Origin of the sequence: Paenibacillus sp. NPDC057967 (assembly GCF_042887015.1) — a bacterium.
In the GTDB taxonomy this organism is placed as follows: Bacteria; Bacillota; Bacilli; order Paenibacillales; family Paenibacillaceae; genus Pristimantibacillus.
The window spans coordinates 461,846-478,969 of sequence record NZ_JBHVQB010000006.1 but is presented as its reverse complement, the minus strand read 5'-3'; the positions used below and the strand labels follow the sequence as shown (position 1 = coordinate 478,969).

Below are 17,124 nucleotides of genomic sequence, written 5' to 3'. Positions count from 1 at the left end.
ATTTCATTACCATATTCCCGATCCTCCGAAGCGCTTGGCCAGCTTGTTCGCCAGGATGACGAGCACAAACCCAATGATGGATTTGAAGACGCCAACCGCTGCAGGAACGCTGAAATCAAGCTGCTCGATACCCCTTCGGAAAATCCAGGTATCCAATATATCTCCGACATCGTAAACGCGTACATTCAAGAAAATGTAAACTTGCTCAAAGCCTGCATCGAGAATATTCCCCAGCCGTAGAATAATCAGCAGGATGAAGACATCCCGCACGCCCGGCAGCGTAATATGCCACATCTGTCGCCAGCGCCCCGCCCCGTCAATGGCAGCGGATTCATACAACTCGTTGTTAATGCCCGCCAGCGCGGCCAAATAAATGATGGCCCCGTAGCCCGTGCTCTTCCATATATCCGTGCTCAGCAGCAGCGTCCGGAACCATTCCGAACTTGTGAGGACATCGATTGGCGTCCAGCCCAGATCGCGGATGAAGTTCGTAATCAAGCCTGAGCCTGGTGCAAAGAAAGAAAATACAATGCCGTATACGATAATCCACGACAAGAAGTGAGGACCGTATGTGAGCGTCTGAATCCATTTTTTGAACCAGCGCACCCGAATCTCGTTCAGCATCAGCGCCAGAATCAAATCAGGAAACATATTGAACACGATCCGGTAGACGCTCAGGATAATCGTGTTCTTCATCAGGACAAGAAAGTCCGGTGATGAGAAGACCGTTCTGAAATTGTCAAAGCCTACCCAGGGGCTTCCCCATACGCCCTTCATCAGGTTGTAGTCCTGGAATGCGACGACCAGCCCAAACATCGGCACGTAATGGAAGATGAGGTAGTACAGCAGACCCGGCACCATGAACAGATAGAGCCACCGGTAGCGAAGGAACGTCTTGATCCACTTCGGGCGCGATCCTTCCGGCCGCTTAGCCGCCTTGGCGGTACTCGCCATCTCTCGCATAAGCGCTTTCACTCCTCCCGTTAGTCATGGAATCGAACGACGATTCCCAGCATCTTGTTCGGCTCGCGCTCGTATCGTTCATAAAGCTCAGGAAGAGCTTCGAAGGAAACTTCATCCGTAATTAAGGAAGCGATATCAATTCTTTGCTCGTCGATCATCCGCAAGAAGTCCCCGATGTTGCGTCCCTCTGTCCATCTGATATAACCGATTGGATAATCGAATCCAAGCTGCTCATAATCGGCTTCGTAGCGCCCTGGGCCGCCCGCCCGCGAGATGTGTACGCTTGCTTCCTTCGCGAACAGCAGATCACGGTTGAAGTCACAGCCGGTATCGCCGACAACAACGATCTTGCCCCGGTCCCGGAGCCAGCCGATAGCCGTATCGATATGGCTATGGCTGCGGTTGCTTGCGCATACGAGCACGGCATCCGCGCCTTTCCCGCCGATGGTAGCCGTCTTAAGCGCTGCGCCAATCTCGTCCGTGCTACCATATGCATATCTGATTCCCGCTTCCAGCAGCTTTTCTCTGCGCTCGGCTATCGGATCAAGGCCGATGACACGGAAGTTCGATGCATGGGCGATCCCCGCGATAATTTGCCCCAGAATGCCTACGCCTTGCACAACGACGGATTCGCCGAAGGTCAAATCCGCTTGCCGAAGGGCATGGATCGCAATCGCTCCGATTCCCGAAAATGCCGCTTCCTGCATGGACACGCCGTCAGGAATTTTCACGGCCAAATGTTTGGGCGATAGCATCACTTCCCGGTGTGCAGGCGTGCCGTAGCAGGCTACCCGGTCTCCCGGACCCACATGCGTGACGCCTTCTCCTACTTGAAGGACGACCCCGGCCGCGCTGTAGCCCAGCGCCGCTTCCGGATTCGTCCGGATCATCAGGAGCTCTGTGCCGATGCTGACGGAGGAATATTGAATTTTCACTTTGACATACTGCGGCTTGATCTCCGGTTCAGGAAGATCGACTACGACCGCAGTGCCATTTCGGCTCTTAATCGCTCGCATAGATGCATTCCGCTCCATTCTGATTTACTAGTGATTGATATTTACCAATAATTTCATTCTAAAATACATCACTGATGTACTTCTGATGTATTGATTATAATCCCGGTTTTATGAAACCGTCAACAACTATTTTTCTGAATACTCTAGAAGTTGAAAGCGCGTTCAATCGAGACAACAAAAAGAACCGCCCAAGCTTGTATGCTTGGACGGTTCCAGGATTGCATTATCGTTCGGGCATGCCAGCAGGCTGTCCGCTCTTGCGATTCTCCGATCCCAGCTCCAGCAGCTTGCCGCTAAGCTCGGTGGCGTCGATCATATTCGACCAGTATTCCTTCAGCCATTTGGTAATCTTCCTGAGGTCCTTCATCCGTATGCCCAGATCGCTGTGATACGCGAAGGAAGGCTGCAGCTCCCTGAACATGGCATACCTGGACGGCAGCCGAAGCGCGCCGCCTGCCAAGCGGCTCGCAGACTCCTTGCGTGCCGGTATACTCATCGTCTTGTCGCGGATCATGCCCTGCGCTTCCTCCGAAGAGAGGAAGTCGACAAAGCGGCGGGCAGCCTCCTTCACCTTGGACTGCTTCACGACCGACATGCCGATCGACAGCAGCAGCGTGCGCTGAGGGTCCCCTCTGCGCAGGACAGGCAGCGGACAGATGTCGTAGTCCATCGTCGAATGGGCGAATTCATTGAGATTGAAATACGTGCACAGGATAATGGACACCTGCCCCTCAACGAACAGCTGAATCGTCTCGTCATTGCCGTGCGCCCAATAATTCGGGAAGATGGAACGGTTCTCAATGAGGCGGTTCAGTGTTGACAAGCCGTCAAGCAGCCCTTCAACACTCTCGCTCCCTCTGTTTCTCCCTGCGCCTTGCAGCAGGAAGACCGAATAGCGGTTCTCGGAGGTCGGCAGGAAGTAGATGCCCGGCTTCCCGCGCGATTCCGACAGCTTCGCCGCCGCATCCATCAGATCCTGCCAGGTCCAATAGCTGTCCGGAGCGTCGATGCCGGCCCCCGCGAAGTGCTCCTTGTTGTAGCACAAGACAACCGGCGAGAAGGAAACCGGCTTCGCAAACAGCATTCCATCATGCAGGAAGGCTTCCTCCGCGATGCGGTACAGCCGCTCGTCGGACGCCTGCGGCTCCAGCAGCGACGTTAGCCCTTCCTCCGTCCACTCCTGGAACTGCGGACTGTTGAAGGCCACAACATCAAGCAGGCCGTTCGCCATCATCTCTTCGGCGGATTGTGAATAACTGATATGGTTAAGCGATATGCGGCGCACATGAATACCCGGATTGCGCTTCGAGAACGCTGCAATAAGGTCGTCCATCATGAAGTCCGTCGTCAGGCTGATGGGGCAGCCGAAGTTGATCGTAATGGTCTCCTTCGCCCTCGGCGTCACCATGCTGCCGACCCGGTCAATCTTGACGATCAGCCCTTCCTCGACGAGCTGCTCCAGCCCCTTCCGTATCGACTTGTTGCTCAGCTCGAATTGCTTCGCAAGCGCGCTCTCGGCAGGCAGGTACGTGCCTTCTTCCCTAATTCCGTTCACAATTTCCGTGCGAATGACATTAACGAAATGATCCAGCCGCTCCTGAAAGGATGATCGTTCTAATTTATGACTCATGTATATTTCTCCTATTGGTTCAAACATAGACATCAGATTCATTGTTAACTATTTTACATGGGATGTCAACTCTATCAGACGAATATCCCCCTTATCGTACGTGTTCAAAAAGTCGGGTATTCAGCACCGAGGCTGGTCGTTCGCCAGACGGCGAACTGCTCGCCCGGGCATTCGTGAACAACCCCTCATTAGGCGATCATTTCCCTGGGGCTTCATTTTTATGCTCCTTTAGCCATTCCAGCACTTCATCGATGCTGCTTACCGCAACAATTCTCAGATCAGGCGCCGCGCTTCTGGCTGCTTGCTCTCCCTCTATAGGCACAAAAAACACATCGGCATCCGTCCGGCTTACCGCATAAGCCTTCTGGGGGATGCCTCCGACCATGCCTATCGATCCATCCGTCTCAATTGTACCCGTTCCAGCCACCTGCAGACCGCCCGTCACGCCGCCCTCAATCAGCTGATCGATAAAAGCAAGCGTAAGCATCGCGCCATGCGAAGGTCCGCCGAGATGAGCGATATACTCATGGAAGTTAATGGATCTAGGCGTGTCGAGCTTGGGCTCCGTCTGTACGGATACGCCGAATACTGCCCGCGACGCGTCTTGCTCCGATGGAACGGTACGGACTGTGACGGAGACGGGCGCGCCCGCTCTTCTGACTGTTAAGTTCACTTTATCGCCGGGCTTAACGATTTCTGTCATATACGAGATCATTTCCTCGACCTTACGAATCTCATGCCCGTTCACGGCGTCTACGATATCTCCTGCATGCAGAATGCCGTCTGCCGGGCTGTCCTTCACAATGGCAACAATGCGAACACCATCCGGAACAACCCCTTTGCCGATGCCGGCCTTCTGCATGGCAATTGCCGCAGCAACGCGGTTAGCATCGGTTTTCATGGCGATTACCTGCGCATACGTCTCTGACAGCGGCGGCTCGTCCTTCGGAATCGGCAAGAAGTCATATTGCGGGAATAACCAGCCATACAGCCTATCCGCCAATACCGCTGGCCGGTCGAATACGAGCACGCCCTCAATCTCTCCGCCCTCGGCCCCTCCTTGAACATGCGCGTAACGGTTCATATCCAGCGTCATGCCTGGATAGGTCACGCTGTAGCCTGTCGGCACAAGCAGGATGCCAAGAATCAAAGCCATTGCCGCTATCGAAACGACTGTTCGCCAAGGCGTACGCCCTCGCTCCATACGACCGCTAGCCAGCATATCGATGATGACAAGAACAGCCGCAGCCGTCAGAGCCGCCAGCAGCGCTGTCATCGATGCCCTGGCGAATAGCAAGCCCGCCAGCGCCAGATTAACGGCTATAATAGCAACCCTTAAGCTCCGAATCGTTAGCCTCGGAGATAATCGGAGCATCAGGCCCGCTCCCAGCGTCCACATCAGCGGAATAACAGCCAGTACATAATAGAGCCAATTAATCATTTCAATCCACAATACGCCCCCTCCTGTTCGGAGCGGAGCTGGTATCCATATCAGTTCTGCCGCAATCAAGCTGCAGATTGCGATTATAAATCCAGCATAATAAAGCCGTCTGCCTGCATGATAACCCTTCTTCACCCTAAAGCCTCCCAGTCACAATGGTTTCCTTTGCTTGTCCCTTCACAAAAAAAGACAAGCGGACGCGTAGATAGCTGCCGCACGTCCCCTTGTCTTCCCTTATGTCCGCACCCGCGTACGGGAGCAGCGAAGCTGCTTCTACTTGCTCTGCAAGTAGTGGCGGCTTTGCTCTTCTCCGATGCCGCGGTCCATTGCCTCGCCTTGCTCGATGTCCACGATGCGTTGTATCCACATGGAAGGCGTATGTCCGGCGCGCTTGGCCCGATCGATTAGCGCCGCATAATGGGTGCACGGCTCATATCCGCCTAATCTGCGAATCACCTTGATGTATTCGACAACCAGCTCGCGGGCGGCTAACGGTTCGTAGCTCCACCCTTGCACCAGTGCCTCGGCTATGCCCCGCTCATACGCGCTTAATCTCACTCTCGTCCCTGGCGTCGCCATACAACCACCTTCCTCTCGTATATATATAATAACCCAATAAGACAACATGTGACTCCCATCGCTCGGAACCGAATACGACCTGGTTGCCCAGCTTCAAAGCGTCCAGCTTGCGCCCCTTCTGAGATCGGGTAATCTGATCGTAAAACCATTGATCGTCTTTCTTTAATTGTACGCCTTTATGTACGATTTTTCCAGTGTCATTGTCCGCCATCGGACCAATAATGATATCTGGATGTACGGCGCACGGATCTTCGCCTTTCGCATTCTGTTTCCTGTGACTGTAGACGAATGAAGCCCAAGCAGGAGAATCCGACAGGAACAGGAGCGGCTCAATCTCGGCAGGAATACTGGACAGCTCAACGACCAGTACACAAGGCTTGCCGCCATCCCAGGCTTCCTTTGCCGTCTTATGCGCCCATCTTCTTGCCTGAGCGATGGAAATCGTCGTATAGAAGCCTTCCCCGAAGTCTTTGCCCGGCCGCCAATAGGCCGATTGAAGCAGCTTGCTGCGGAATGACTCTACGGTAGAGCCTGTCGTTCCATGATATAGCAGCTGTGGTGTCTTAATATCCATCCTATGCTCCTTCCCTGTTCATTGCGATCCATATAAAAACCCAACAGCATCTAAGTTGTTGGGTTCATCGTTGGTTTGTTGTATGGAATAAACATTATGACTTCAAATACGACAGCGCCTTCTCGATCGCTTCATCCTCTGTTGCACCCTTCACATACCGTCCGTTAATAAATACGAAGGCATAGCGGGCGCAAGGCCCGCAGTAGGATTTGCAAGTCACTTGGCTGATCTCCGCCTCGGGAGCAAGCTTCTGCAGCTTGGCAAGCGTGGTCTTCATCTTCATATGCTTGCACTTTTCACATACTTTAATATCATTGGTAGCCATTATGATTTATCGTCCCATTCCTCATCGCCTGCAAAGCGGTGCTTCATGATGCTTAATGATCTCCGTGGTTGCCCTTGGACGGATTCGTAATCGCGAAGCCCTCTTCCGGCACGTAGAAGTAGTCTATGCGGATACCGTCGAGAAAATCATTGTCCTTCTCCAAAATCACATCGATATCCTTGTCCGTCGATACAACTACGTCCTTATCCGTGGGCGTGTCGACTCCCATGCCGTAATGCGCGTGGTCGCCATGCGAATGCGTCACATAGACGCGCAGCAGCTTGTCTGTATTCTCTTCCTTCTCCAGCTCAAGCTTTATCATCTTCGCCGCATTGCGGGAAATTTTGCATTTCATGCCTATCCAGCTCCTCTGCGTTGCCCATGCGGCAACAAGTTCTTCCTTCATTACTCTATATTATACTTCGTCCCCATTCTCCGGGCAAACCATTCTGCAACAATCATCGTAAAAGCAATATCGTCAATCGGAATGAACGGCATCACATCCGGAACGATCCAATAGACAATTACGGGCACAAGGAACAGCAGCTTGTCCCGAATAAGCACATCCTTTGATTTCAGCAATCGGAAAATAAGGGCAAAAGTTCTTTGCCAATGCTTAAGCGACAGTAGCTTGCGCATAATCTCTTCCACCCCTGTGAATCCCGATTTTACAGCATTATATCATAGCTTTCCCCTTTTCTCCTATGGGCCGTTCCATGTCCATCTGCCAACTCATGGAACGGCCTCTCGCTTGCGCCCTCCGTCTCGCTACAGTCTTAGCGACTCCAGCAGCAGCGGCCTAAGCTCCGCGTAGATCGTGTCGAACGCGCTGGCCGGGAGCGGGTTCTCCCCGTAGCCGGCCTCCACTGTAAAGCCGGGACGGCGGTAGCGGTGAATGAACCAGTCCTTGTAGCCCGCATCACTGCCGCTCAGCTTGATGGGCGCATAGCCGCTCGCGGCTCCGAGACGGCCCGCCAAGGCCTCAGCATGAGGCGGCTCGAAGTCCCGGTAGTTCCAGTAGATCTCTCTTCCTTGGGTATGAAGCGCTATAACGGTGTGAAACCCGAGGCGTTCCGTCAGCTCCGCCAGCGCCGCCGCCTCCGGCTCGCAGAGCGGATGAGCCCCAGGGTAATCCCGGGGGGCCGGGGACACCACAGCCCTGCGCTTGCATTCCTCCTCCCAGTAGGCAGGGAATTGATCGTTCAAATCCACCCCGCGAATATTCGCTTTCCAGCCGCTGAAGTCCTCAAGCCCTCCGTTCCACGCCATCAGTGTCCGATAATGCGGATGGGAATGGTGGAATCGCCCCTGGACGAGCTCTACCCCGTCCGGGTTCACCATCGGCGCCGCCCATAGCGTCACGGTATCCAGCAACGCCCCTACATCCTCTCCGCCCAGACGCTCTTCCTTAGAATAAGCGCCGGAGAGCTCCGTCATGAATCGCATCAATAATGCCGACGTGATCCACTCATTCGCATGGCAGGAGGCATTCACATGTATCAGCCGCGAGCCGCGGCCGCAGCATAGCGCTACAAGAGGGCGACCGAACACGCTTTGTCCATATTGATATACACCTACACACGGGTTAATGGCCTTCAAGCTCTGAATCTCTCGCATCATATCATCGAAGCCATAATCTGCATTCACGAACGCTTTCCCCTCCGCTCTCGCCAGGATGGTTTTATTCATCCTATGCGCGAAGAAGCCCGTCCTATCATTGAACGGCGCCAATGAAAAAGCCGGCTCCTTCCGGAGACGGCTGTTCGTTTCTTTATTGGCGCGTGATGCGCCCTGCTCTATACGATATTCGGAATTTGCCAGACAACCGGCGTCAGCTCAATCTGCTCGCCGAGCCATTGCTGCGCAATCAGCTTGAACATGCCGGGATCCCCGCTGCAGAAAAATTGGTGCACGGGCACCTGATCGTTCCGGGCCAGCTTGCGCTTGTCTTGCAGAATCGTACTGATCTCTCTTGCCGTCTCATCGGCGGAGCTGATCAGATTCACTTCGCTCCCCATCACCTCGGAGATCGTCTCCGTCAGGAACGGGTAATGCGTGCATCCCAGGATAAGCGTATCAATCGGATACGTGCGCATATGGGAAATTGAATCCCTTACGACGTCATACGTCTCGATCGAGCGGAAGTTGCCCTGCTCTACCAGCGGCACGAACTTCGGACATGCCTCGCTGACGACTTGCACATGAGGCGACAGCTCGCGCAGCGCTTGCTCGTACGCACCGCTCTTGATCGTGCCTTCCGTGCCGATGACGCCTACGCAGCCGGTCTTGGTTCTGCCGATAGCAGCACGGGCGCCGGGATTAATAACACCTACGACCGGAATGGCGACTCTGGCGCGAATGTCCGCCAGCGCCACCGCTGTAGCGGTATTGCAGGCAATGACAATCATTTTCGGATGAAACTGTATCAAATAATCCACGATTTCTCTAGTAAAGCGCATTACTTCTTCAGGGGTTCTCGGTCCATACGGGGTACGCGCCGTATCTCCGAAATAAATGATCTTCTCGCGCGGCAATTGGCGCATCACTTCCTTAACAACCGTAAGGCCGCCCACGCCGGAATCTAGTATCGCTATCGGTTGCTGCACAAACACACCGCTTTCTTAAACAAGATGATGGAATCCGATTTCGAGACAGAATAGCATATGAATTCGACATCGAAAACGTACCTACATCTTAACGCAAATAGGGACAAGGTTCAAGAAGCTCTGGATACGGCAAAGAGCCAAGCGCTTGCCGCCTGCGCCGGCTCTTCGTTATGTGCTATCCATGGTGTTACAGCTGCTTGGAAGATGCTTCCTCTGCCACTACAGCTTCTGCGGCAGCCTCAATCGTTTCTTCTGCGAACTCCTCGGTCAAGATGCCCGATACCGTCGCAATTGTGGCTGAATCCGCAGGCTTGCGTATACCTTTTACACTGCTTACGACATTGCCCGCAATCGTGGAAGCCTGATCGCCAATTTCCCGCACAATGCGGCCTGTCGTCTCGCCGACTTTATTCGCTGCCTTGATCGTCGAGTCGCCTACCTTCTGAGCTCCCGCGGAAATATCCTGGCGCAGCTCCTTGCCTGCTTTCGGCGCGAACAGCAAAGCCGTAATGGACCCGATAACCCCTCCGGCTATCGCACCCAGCAAAAATCCTTTAGTGTCTTTACGTGTTGACATCGATAATCGCTCCCTTCGTCATTAGAGTACCCTTCGTCTCGGCTTGTTGATTCAGCCATTCGGGCGGGAATCATGATTGCCTTCCGCTTTGCTTCTCGATTGCCACAGCTGCCAGGCCGTCAGCCCAAGCTCCGCCCACTGCGCCGCCTCATCCAGATGGCGGCTAGCCGCAATGCGCTCCGCATGCTTGACAGCTGACGCGGACAGAGTCGTCGCGACGCGCTCGACAGCCGATGACGTTCTCTCGACCGTACCGCTTACTTGACGAACCGCCTGCACCAATCCCCCTGCTGCTTCCAAGCTTCGCTGCACGCCTTTGGCTGTCTGCTCCACAGGCTGAAGCACCGCCCCAATTTCCGTCGAAAGCCTGTGCAGATCGGCCTGCATTGCTTCCACTGACGCTTGCGCTTGCCCAAGCCTGCGCAGCAACATGCGAAGCCCAACTAACAATCCCGCTACCAAAGCTACGAATGCTGCCGCAGCTACCGCCGCGCTCCATTCCGCCATGTCGAACGCCTCCTCTCCAGCCGCCATTGCAGCCCCGACCTCTTGCCCCGGAGCCTTGCGGGCTAGACGAATGCCTACTTCGTAATGACAGTATAAGCAGCATGGGCTCGTCTTGACACAACGCCATGCTTAATTCTGAGTGAAGGGTTGCCGACTGCCAGACACCACTTCCTTTAAAGCCCCTTGAATACTCCGTACAACAAAAAAAGCCTGGCTGCTCAGCCAAGCTTTGTCTCTGTTGTCATTCTATGGTCTAATCGCGAATCACGGGCTCACCTTGCCGTCAATCGCGTAGCTGCACCGGCTTCCGCCTTTCGCCAGACATTCCGTACGCTCCACCGGCACCTCCAGCAAGCTGCGGAACAAAGCGAGCTCACAATTGCAAGCCTGCTCATATTTGCCCGCAACGCCCGTAATCGGACAATTGTATTCGTGCAGCGTGAAGCGATGCTCGCTGTCTCTTTCTACCTGCGCCATATAACCGCCTTCATTCTGAATGACAGCCAGTGCTTGCACGCGCTCCTCCAAGCCCAATCCTTGCATCCGGGGCAAGAAGCGGTCGCGCAGCTTGCGCATTCTTCCCTCGAACATGCGGTCGATCAACAGGGCCGTCTCAGGATCTTCATCCAGCTCCGTTAGCAAATCCAGCGCTAGCGCATGGTAGTTCTTGGGGAACAATTCATCCGCGACAGCCGTCAGCTCGAACTTATGCAGCGGCCTGCCCACCTGCTGGCGAATCGCTACCGTTTGAACGCTGCCCGCGCCCTCCAACTCGTACATATGCCGCCTGATCGCCATCTCGGTCAGCTTCAATTCTGAAGCAAGCTCACTTGCGCTCATCCTGCCTCGTGTCTTCATCAGCAGAAGAATGCGCTCCCGGGTCGAAGAAGCGGACTTCGGTTCGCGCCCGCCTTGCCTGTCGCTATCCATTCGTTTCACGACTCCACCTCCGCCCATTCGATCTGCCCGTTTCCGGACATCGCTGCCGGTTTGCTCTCCAAGCCTTCTGGTTCTTGAAGCTATACGCTCAGCTCTTGCTTCAAATAACGCTCTACGGAATCCCGGAACGCCGTTAACTGTGCCGACAGCTGCGTGGTAAAAGGATGCAGCTCGCTGCGCGGCCAAGCATAATAATCCTGTACAAGCGGCTTGCGAAGCTTCACGAGCTCCGTCAGCACGGCTTGAAGCTCGGCAGAGAATACACCTTCTCCGCCCGTAATTTCAATAATATCCTCGTAGCTGCTCGCATCCCTCATCAAGAAACCGTCGATCAGATAACTGCCTACGTCCGTTACGGTCTCGATGGCAAGATGAAGCGCGCGCTCCTGTGCCATTCCTTGCAGCAAGTCGCCTCTCCAGTCGGATGCCAGCGCGCTCAGCGCTTCCGCCAGCTCCGGTATCGCATCCAGACGAACGGCGATCTGCTCCTGATTTACGTAATACATCGCATTCCCTGCTTTCGGTTAACTTCTATTTCTTGCGTTTTGCTCTCCGTTTCAGCCAAGCGACCATAATAATACTGCTAAAAATGATGACCAGCAAATAAGTCAGCATTTCATATACGTCTCTCATCTCCTGCATATCTTGGATACCCCTTAGCTCTCAAAGTCAACGCTTACGGAAGCTTCGCGTACTTGCGTCATATGCTCGATTACTTTTTTGTGTACGGGATGCACCTGATAAACCTCCAGGGCAGCCATGGATTCGAATTTTGTAATAAGGGCGATGTCGTACGAACGCTCCGAGTGCAGCACGTCAATACCAACTTCTAAATGCTTCAGCTCGTCGATCTTGCCTTCCATATCGCGAAGCACCTGTGCCGTGCGCTCCACGCTCTCTGCGCTGTTATCCTTTAGTTTGAAGAAAACGATATGTGTAATCATGATCATAGCCTCCTGGAATCATCGTCTATTGGGTTACCCTGCGCCTTCGGCATGAGTTTCGTCCTTTTGTCACATAATAACCTATGGAATCGTATTACGGCAATCTTTAGTTAAAGGAGATCAATCCCTATGCGCTATACGGTTACGATTATCGCTACCCTGATCGCTGTTGCGATCTGCGCTTTCAATTACACGGGTTATGACCCGCATAACATGGTTTTCTTCATGCTTAGCATTCCGGCATGGTTCGCCGACTTTTTCGTCGATATTCATGAAGTAAGCGTCCTGCTGATGTATGTGCTTACGATTATCAGTTGGGCCGTCATCGGCTACATCGCAGACGTCTTCATCGCACGCGATCGCAGAAAAAGACGCTCGACCGCTTAGAGTCCCCGGAACAAGAGCGTAATGGAAAAGGAGCCTCTCGGCTCCTTTTCTTCATGCTTTCTCTTACGCTGCTTCGACGATAAGCTTCGCTTTCATCGTTGTATGTCCGGCGCCGCAAGGAACCGAACAATATATCTCGTACTCGCCCGGTTCAGTGAATTCCAGCTCCGTCTCCGGCGTATCGTTATCCAGTGCTACTTTCAATTCGTCAATATGAATGCCGTGAACGCCGCTCTTGTTCGTCAGCTTCATAATAACCTTGTCTCCAACTTTCGCCGTGAATACTTCCTTGTTGAACGTAAAATCGCTGTATGCCTCAATTGTCATACGCGATACGCCTTCTGGCAATTCTTCTTCAACCGGCTTCTCAGGCATGTTGAATGTAAGAAGATAAATGCCCAGCACGGCTGCCGCTGTGAAGACGACGAACATAATCCATTTGTGCATTGCTACGTGCTCCCCTTTGCGATCATAATGTCTACCTCTTATATTACATAAGATCGTCCGAAGTTCTCAACCTTAAACTGCGCAAAGTGGAAAAGTTTTTTTTCTTTTTGACAAAACATTGAACAATTTGGACATCATTTGGACATCATTTAGACAAATATTGCTTCAATGTACGCTCCGACTCCGCCTTGACGAAACCCCAAAGCATATAAAACTCATGGTGATAGCCGCGGCAAACGTATTTCGCAAGAAGCCCATCCTTCTCCTGCTTCTCTTCATAAATCTTGATGCCACGGCTGCGGAACTGCCTGCGCAAGTCCGCCAAATCCAGCAGCACCCGATCCTGAATGCCGCGAAGGAACGATTCGTAGAAGCGCGGCAGCTTCATGCCTGACGAATCGACAACCCGTATATCATGATCCAATACGCGCGTTACAATACCAAGCAACACGCAGCGCTTCACAAGCGCAAGCTCGTCTTCGGTCTGAATCGGCGGCGTTGCCGCAGGTGCGGCTCCCCCGCGTACCTCTATTCCGTTAGCGGCCATAGCCACCCCTCCATCACATTGCTTTCAATATACCAGAACACCTGTTCTTATTATATGCGAACCACGCAATTACATGCAAGCGGAAATAACCTCCGCCGCTTTCCCCTGGAGGTTTTTGGAAGCTTCCGATTGCCAGCTCTTCTCTTACTTTTCCTTCAACACCGCAATTAGCTTGCGAATTTTCTCCGGCAGCGGCAATCCCATTCTTCCGTAATTTTCCGTAATCGATATTAATTCGTTCGCAATATAAAAATAGATCGCGGCTCCCATCGTCACGTTGCTCGTTTCCAGCAATATATCCACACGGTGGGCAAGCAGAATGACAAGCAGCATCAATCCTTTGCGGGCGAGCCCCCAAGCTCCGAACGCGCTGTTCAATCCTTTGCCTTCCTTGATCGAAGCGGCGACGCCGCTTACGTAATCCATCCCCATCGCAACAACAAGAACGGTAAGCGACTCCACCCAGCCTCCAAACGCAAACGTAATAATAGACCCCACTATGCCAGTTACGGAACAAGTCCAGATCAACGGCATGTCCTGCACCTCTTTTCCTATCCATGATGAGATACTATATGCGGCATGTCTTTCCCCTGTCCGTTGACTTGTCCCTGTTGCCAAAAATCAGGCGCATGTGGAGAAGCATGAGCGCATGAGGAACAAAACACTTTGGGCTAATGCGCAAAAAAACGGCTGTCCAAATCGGACAACCGTTCATCCCCGCGAAACTCTATATAGAAGAAACATGCCGCTTATAACCTGTCTGGTTGCAAATTCCCCTTACAAATGTAAAAAAAGAGCTATGAATGTCTGTGCGACTTCATAGCTCTTGATCCATTGCTTATTGCTGCCTTAACGCTAAGTGGATTCACCGTGCAGATAGTTGAAGAAAGGGACGTCGACCCAGAACCGGTAAGGTGTAATAACAGCATCCGGATCAATGGCCTTTAAGCCCTTCACTACCGCTTCGGAGTTCTCATTCAGAGAGAACGGATGCACCGTGTACGGGCCCTCCGGATCGGTGATGAGGTTGTTCGTAATGACTTCATAGTCAGCGATCTCAGTTGCGGAATAATACAGCGGCTGCCACCATGAAGCGGCGATAAGTCCAGTCTGGTCAGCTTCATTTTTCTTGGCATAAGCGAGAATGATTGCCTGGAACGCTTCTTTATCCTTCTTCGTTGCGAATTCGAACTCCAGGTCATATTCCTTGGCATAGGCAATATAATTGCCATTCGCAATCTTCACAACGTTCGGGCCAGGATCGCCCCACTCCAGCAGATGGACGAAGGCCGATGTCTTCGGCTCGAATTGCACTTTCGCGTCCAGTCCTTCGCTACGCAGCAGGCCGATTAGTTGGATCGCATGCTTCAGATCGGAATGTCCGTACGTAAGCGCCAATTCGTCTACAAAATTGGATTCAAAACGTGAATCCTTCACGTTGTAGCCGGTAATAAGCTCTTGCTCCAGCGCAGTATTAACCAGCTTCTGCAGCTTCGGCGCCTGGATGATGTCCGAAGTCGCATACGCCTGATTAAGCTTGGCGATAATGTCGGCATCGCTAATATAACCGATGTAATTTTTGTACAGGCCTTTCGTCTCCAGCACCTTGCCCAACAGCACGTTCGCAAACGCCTGGTCCGCTGTCGCTTTAGGGGAGAAGCCTTGGCGGTACTCCGCAGGAATGAAGCCCGTATCGACCGCAGCCGCCAGTTCTTGGGCCACATGCTTGCCAAGGCCCGCAGCGGAGATGCCAAGCTGGTCAAGCGCTTTGTCTACTTTCGCAGACGGATATGTATAAGCAAGCTCCTTCAAATCCGCGGCTCTAACCGCAATGGAGACGGCTACGGCATTCGTCAGCGGCAGCTCGCCGCCGATAGCAGGCCCTTGCAGAATTCCTTTGCCGTACAGTGCAGCAGCAGCGTCATACAGATCATCCGAAGGGGACACATCAGCGAACACGGCTTTGTCTTTTGGCGCGTCGATGTTCAACACATCGGCTACAGCCTCGATAAAGTTTCCTTTGCTTAGCTTGGCTTCCAGGCGGACATCGAATTTGTCCTCCAGGAACAGCTTGTATTCGGCAGCCCCGTCCAAGGCATGCTGGGATGCCGTCGATGGCGCGGCATGCGAAGCGGTTGCCGTGAACAGAATGGCGAACGCTGCCAGCAGCGCGACTGTCCATTGGCCGAATCTTACTCTAGTTGTGGTCATGGGTATTGCCTCCTTATAAAAGTTGTTTATAATCCCTATATAACCTATCGGAATTAATGTCATTGGTGAATTATAGCAACCTCTTAAGGACACTGTCAACCCTCTTCTTCGTGAAATGGCTCCTCCATCTCGCGATAGCTGTCCTCGTCCGCGATACTCTGGATATCGTCGGAGGTAATGGAGATGTATTGGTAGCCGTCGGCATGCACTTTTTTCATCGCCTTTTCCTTCATAAACCGCGGACTGCCTTCTCCCGCTTCCTCATCATAGACCAGGATGACCCCGTCCGTCTTGCGCAGCAGCAGCTCGTCCCTCGCCGTAAACTGCCAGACGCCCTCATAAGGCCCCTTCGAGATCGAGGCACAATAATCGACGCCGGGCAGGAGGCTCTGGTAATACGTTTTTTTGTCCTCCTTCCAGCCTTCCTCCGGATTGGCATAGGCTGTAATAATGGACAGCTTGAGCTTCGGGTATTGGCGCTTTAGTGCGATGACCGCTTCGCAAGCCCATAGATCTACGCCGTATTGCCCCGGCGTGATGACCCATTCCAGTCCTTCCTCCGCCAGCGGGCGCAGCTTGCCGACAATCGCCTGCTGGATGTACTTAATGCCTTTATGCTTCTGACTGAATATATTCAGCTCATGCGCGCGGTAGCCGGTGATGAGCACATTTTTCATCGATAACAACGCCTTTGCGAATTAATAGAGTTGCAGCGCACAGCTCAGCGTATAAACCTCACGCAGACAACTCTTACATCGTAGCACAAACTGTCCCGTCACGCGGCACTTCTTTCCAGAGAAGCTCAGAGCTTTAGCACGTCGCTATTCCAAGCCAAAACAAAAAACGCCCCGTCCGTTCGGAGAGCTGAGCAGCCTCCAGACGGACGGGACGTCTGCTTGGATACAACCGGCCTGTTACCGGTTGTCCACCTTTTCAGGATACATATCATGGTTCATTAGACGATGCTCGGCGATCGCCTCATACTTCGTGCCAGGGCGGCCCCAGTTGCAATACGGGTCGATCGAGATGCCGCCGCGCGGCGTGAACTTGCCCCACACCTCGATATAGCGCGGATTCATCAGCGCGATCAAATCATTCATAATAATGTTCATGCAGTCTTCATGGAAATCACCGTGATTGCGGAAGCTGAACAGATACAGCTTCAGCGATTTGCTCTCCACCATTTTCACATCGGGAATATAGGAGATATAGATCGTCGCAAAGTCCGGCTGGCCTGTAATCGGACACAGGCTCGTAAATTCGGGACAGTTGAATTTGACGAAATAATCGCGGCCCGGATGTTTGTTATCGAAGGATTCCAGCACCTCCGGCGCGTAGTTGAACGGGTACTTCGTTCCCTGATTGCCCAGATGCGTAATGCCTCCCTGCATCAGCTCTTCTTGGTTTCTGCCTTCCATGTGAAGCTCACTT

Annotated in this window: 23 protein-coding genes; 1 reads left to right on the top strand and 22 read right to left on the bottom strand. The window is 53.0% G+C overall.

Translation table 11 applies throughout. The features are described 5' to 3' along the window. Window positions 1–6 precede the first annotated feature (6 nt). From ACFVSO_RS18325 to ACFVSO_RS18250, 16 genes are all read right to left on the bottom strand, one after another. On the bottom strand, window positions 7–963 hold the full coding sequence (locus ACFVSO_RS18325) for an ABC transporter permease (protein ID WP_387476150.1): 957 nt from the start codon (window positions 961–963) through the stop codon (window positions 7–9). Between the two features lie 20 nt (window positions 964–983). Beyond that, entirely contained in the window at window positions 984–1,979 is a 996-nt protein-coding gene (locus ACFVSO_RS18320; protein ID WP_387476148.1) for a zinc-dependent alcohol dehydrogenase, read from the bottom strand. 223 nt (window positions 1,980–2,202) lie between these two features. After that, entirely contained in the window at window positions 2,203–3,609 is a 1,407-nt protein-coding gene (locus ACFVSO_RS18315) for an extracellular solute-binding protein (protein ID WP_387476146.1), read from the bottom strand. 196 nt (window positions 3,610–3,805) lie between these two features. Next, window positions 3,806–5,185, bottom strand: coding sequence for a PDZ domain-containing protein (locus ACFVSO_RS18310; RefSeq protein ID WP_387476144.1), 1,380 nt, complete (start codon window positions 5,183–5,185; stop codon window positions 3,806–3,808). 138 nt (window positions 5,186–5,323) lie between these two features. Continuing rightward, complete coding sequence (locus ACFVSO_RS18305; protein ID WP_387476142.1) at window positions 5,324–5,629, bottom strand: hypothetical protein; 306 nt, start codon at window positions 5,627–5,629, stop codon at window positions 5,324–5,326. Then, window positions 5,589–6,203, bottom strand: a complete 615-nt coding sequence (locus ACFVSO_RS18300; RefSeq protein ID WP_387476140.1) for a DUF3990 domain-containing protein — start codon at window positions 6,201–6,203, stop codon at window positions 5,589–5,591. Before ACFVSO_RS18300 ends, ACFVSO_RS18305 begins: the two co-directional genes overlap by 41 nt. Before the next feature lie 94 nt (window positions 6,204–6,297). After that, entirely contained in the window at window positions 6,298–6,528 is a 231-nt protein-coding gene (locus ACFVSO_RS18295; RefSeq protein ID WP_387476138.1) for a YuzB family protein, read from the bottom strand. 52 nt (window positions 6,529–6,580) lie between these two features. Further along, window positions 6,581–6,883 (bottom strand): iron-sulfur cluster assembly accessory protein, encoded by a 303-nt coding sequence (locus ACFVSO_RS18290; RefSeq protein WP_387476136.1) that lies wholly within the window; start codon window positions 6,881–6,883, stop codon window positions 6,581–6,583. Window positions 6,884–6,933: 50 nt separating this feature from the next. Next, window positions 6,934–7,167, bottom strand: coding sequence for a hypothetical protein (locus ACFVSO_RS18285; RefSeq protein ID WP_387476134.1), 234 nt, complete (start codon window positions 7,165–7,167; stop codon window positions 6,934–6,936). A 129-nt stretch (window positions 7,168–7,296) separates the two neighbouring features. Beyond that, the gene (locus ACFVSO_RS18280) at window positions 7,297–8,175 is read right to left on the bottom strand and encodes a M14 family metallopeptidase (RefSeq protein ID WP_387476132.1); all 879 of its coding nucleotides are present in this window, start codon (window positions 8,173–8,175) and stop codon (window positions 7,297–7,299) included. Window positions 8,176–8,324: 149 nt separating this feature from the next. Next, window positions 8,325–9,134: a glutamate racemase gene (gene racE, locus ACFVSO_RS18275; protein WP_387476128.1), complete on the bottom strand. Its 810-nt coding sequence runs from the start codon at window positions 9,132–9,134 to the stop codon at window positions 8,325–8,327. Window positions 9,135–9,321: 187 nt separating this feature from the next. Beyond that, window positions 9,322–9,711 (bottom strand): YtxH domain-containing protein, encoded by a 390-nt coding sequence (locus ACFVSO_RS18270; protein ID WP_387476126.1) that lies wholly within the window; start codon window positions 9,709–9,711, stop codon window positions 9,322–9,324. A 51-nt stretch (window positions 9,712–9,762) separates the two neighbouring features. Then, window positions 9,763–10,218, bottom strand: coding sequence for a DUF948 domain-containing protein (locus tag ACFVSO_RS18265; RefSeq protein ID WP_387476124.1), 456 nt, complete (start codon window positions 10,216–10,218; stop codon window positions 9,763–9,765). A 264-nt stretch (window positions 10,219–10,482) separates the two neighbouring features. Then, window positions 10,483–11,148, bottom strand: coding sequence for a helix-turn-helix transcriptional regulator (locus tag ACFVSO_RS18260; RefSeq protein WP_387476244.1), 666 nt, complete (start codon window positions 11,146–11,148; stop codon window positions 10,483–10,485). Between the two features lie 89 nt (window positions 11,149–11,237). Beyond that, on the bottom strand, window positions 11,238–11,663 hold the full coding sequence (locus tag ACFVSO_RS18255) for a DUF86 domain-containing protein (protein ID WP_387476122.1): 426 nt from the start codon (window positions 11,661–11,663) through the stop codon (window positions 11,238–11,240). A gap of 150 nt (window positions 11,664–11,813) precedes the next feature. Continuing rightward, window positions 11,814–12,101, bottom strand: coding sequence for a Dabb family protein (locus tag ACFVSO_RS18250; RefSeq protein ID WP_387476120.1), 288 nt, complete (start codon window positions 12,099–12,101; stop codon window positions 11,814–11,816). A gap of 129 nt (window positions 12,102–12,230) precedes the next feature. Between ACFVSO_RS18250 and ACFVSO_RS18245 the strand changes: the two genes are divergently transcribed. After that, window positions 12,231–12,488, top strand: a complete 258-nt coding sequence (locus ACFVSO_RS18245) for a hypothetical protein (protein ID WP_387476118.1) — start codon at window positions 12,231–12,233, stop codon at window positions 12,486–12,488. A gap of 63 nt (window positions 12,489–12,551) precedes the next feature. Here ACFVSO_RS18245 and ACFVSO_RS18240 read toward each other — a convergent pair whose 3' ends face one another. The 6 genes from ACFVSO_RS18240 to queF all read right to left on the bottom strand — a co-directional run bounded on the left by ACFVSO_RS18240 (window position 12,552) and on the right by queF (window position 17,111). After that, the gene (locus ACFVSO_RS18240; protein WP_387476116.1) at window positions 12,552–12,935 is read right to left on the bottom strand and encodes a cupredoxin domain-containing protein; all 384 of its coding nucleotides are present in this window, start codon (window positions 12,933–12,935) and stop codon (window positions 12,552–12,554) included. 145 nt (window positions 12,936–13,080) lie between these two features. Further along, window positions 13,081–13,482, bottom strand: coding sequence for a YhjD family protein (locus tag ACFVSO_RS18235; RefSeq protein WP_387476114.1), 402 nt, complete (start codon window positions 13,480–13,482; stop codon window positions 13,081–13,083). 144 nt (window positions 13,483–13,626) lie between these two features. Beyond that, window positions 13,627–14,016 (bottom strand): phage holin family protein, encoded by a 390-nt coding sequence (locus tag ACFVSO_RS18230; protein ID WP_387476112.1) that lies wholly within the window; start codon window positions 14,014–14,016, stop codon window positions 13,627–13,629. 321 nt (window positions 14,017–14,337) lie between these two features. Continuing rightward, the gene (locus ACFVSO_RS18225) at window positions 14,338–15,693 is read right to left on the bottom strand and encodes a hypothetical protein (protein ID WP_387476110.1); all 1,356 of its coding nucleotides are present in this window, start codon (window positions 15,691–15,693) and stop codon (window positions 14,338–14,340) included. A 95-nt stretch (window positions 15,694–15,788) separates the two neighbouring features. Then, window positions 15,789–16,370 (bottom strand): SLOG family protein, encoded by a 582-nt coding sequence (locus ACFVSO_RS18220; protein ID WP_387476108.1) that lies wholly within the window; start codon window positions 16,368–16,370, stop codon window positions 15,789–15,791. 237 nt (window positions 16,371–16,607) lie between these two features. Beyond that, window positions 16,608–17,111, bottom strand: a complete 504-nt coding sequence (gene queF / locus ACFVSO_RS18215; RefSeq protein ID WP_387476106.1) for a preQ(1) synthase — start codon at window positions 17,109–17,111, stop codon at window positions 16,608–16,610. Between the last annotated feature and the right edge of the window lie 13 nt (window positions 17,112–17,124).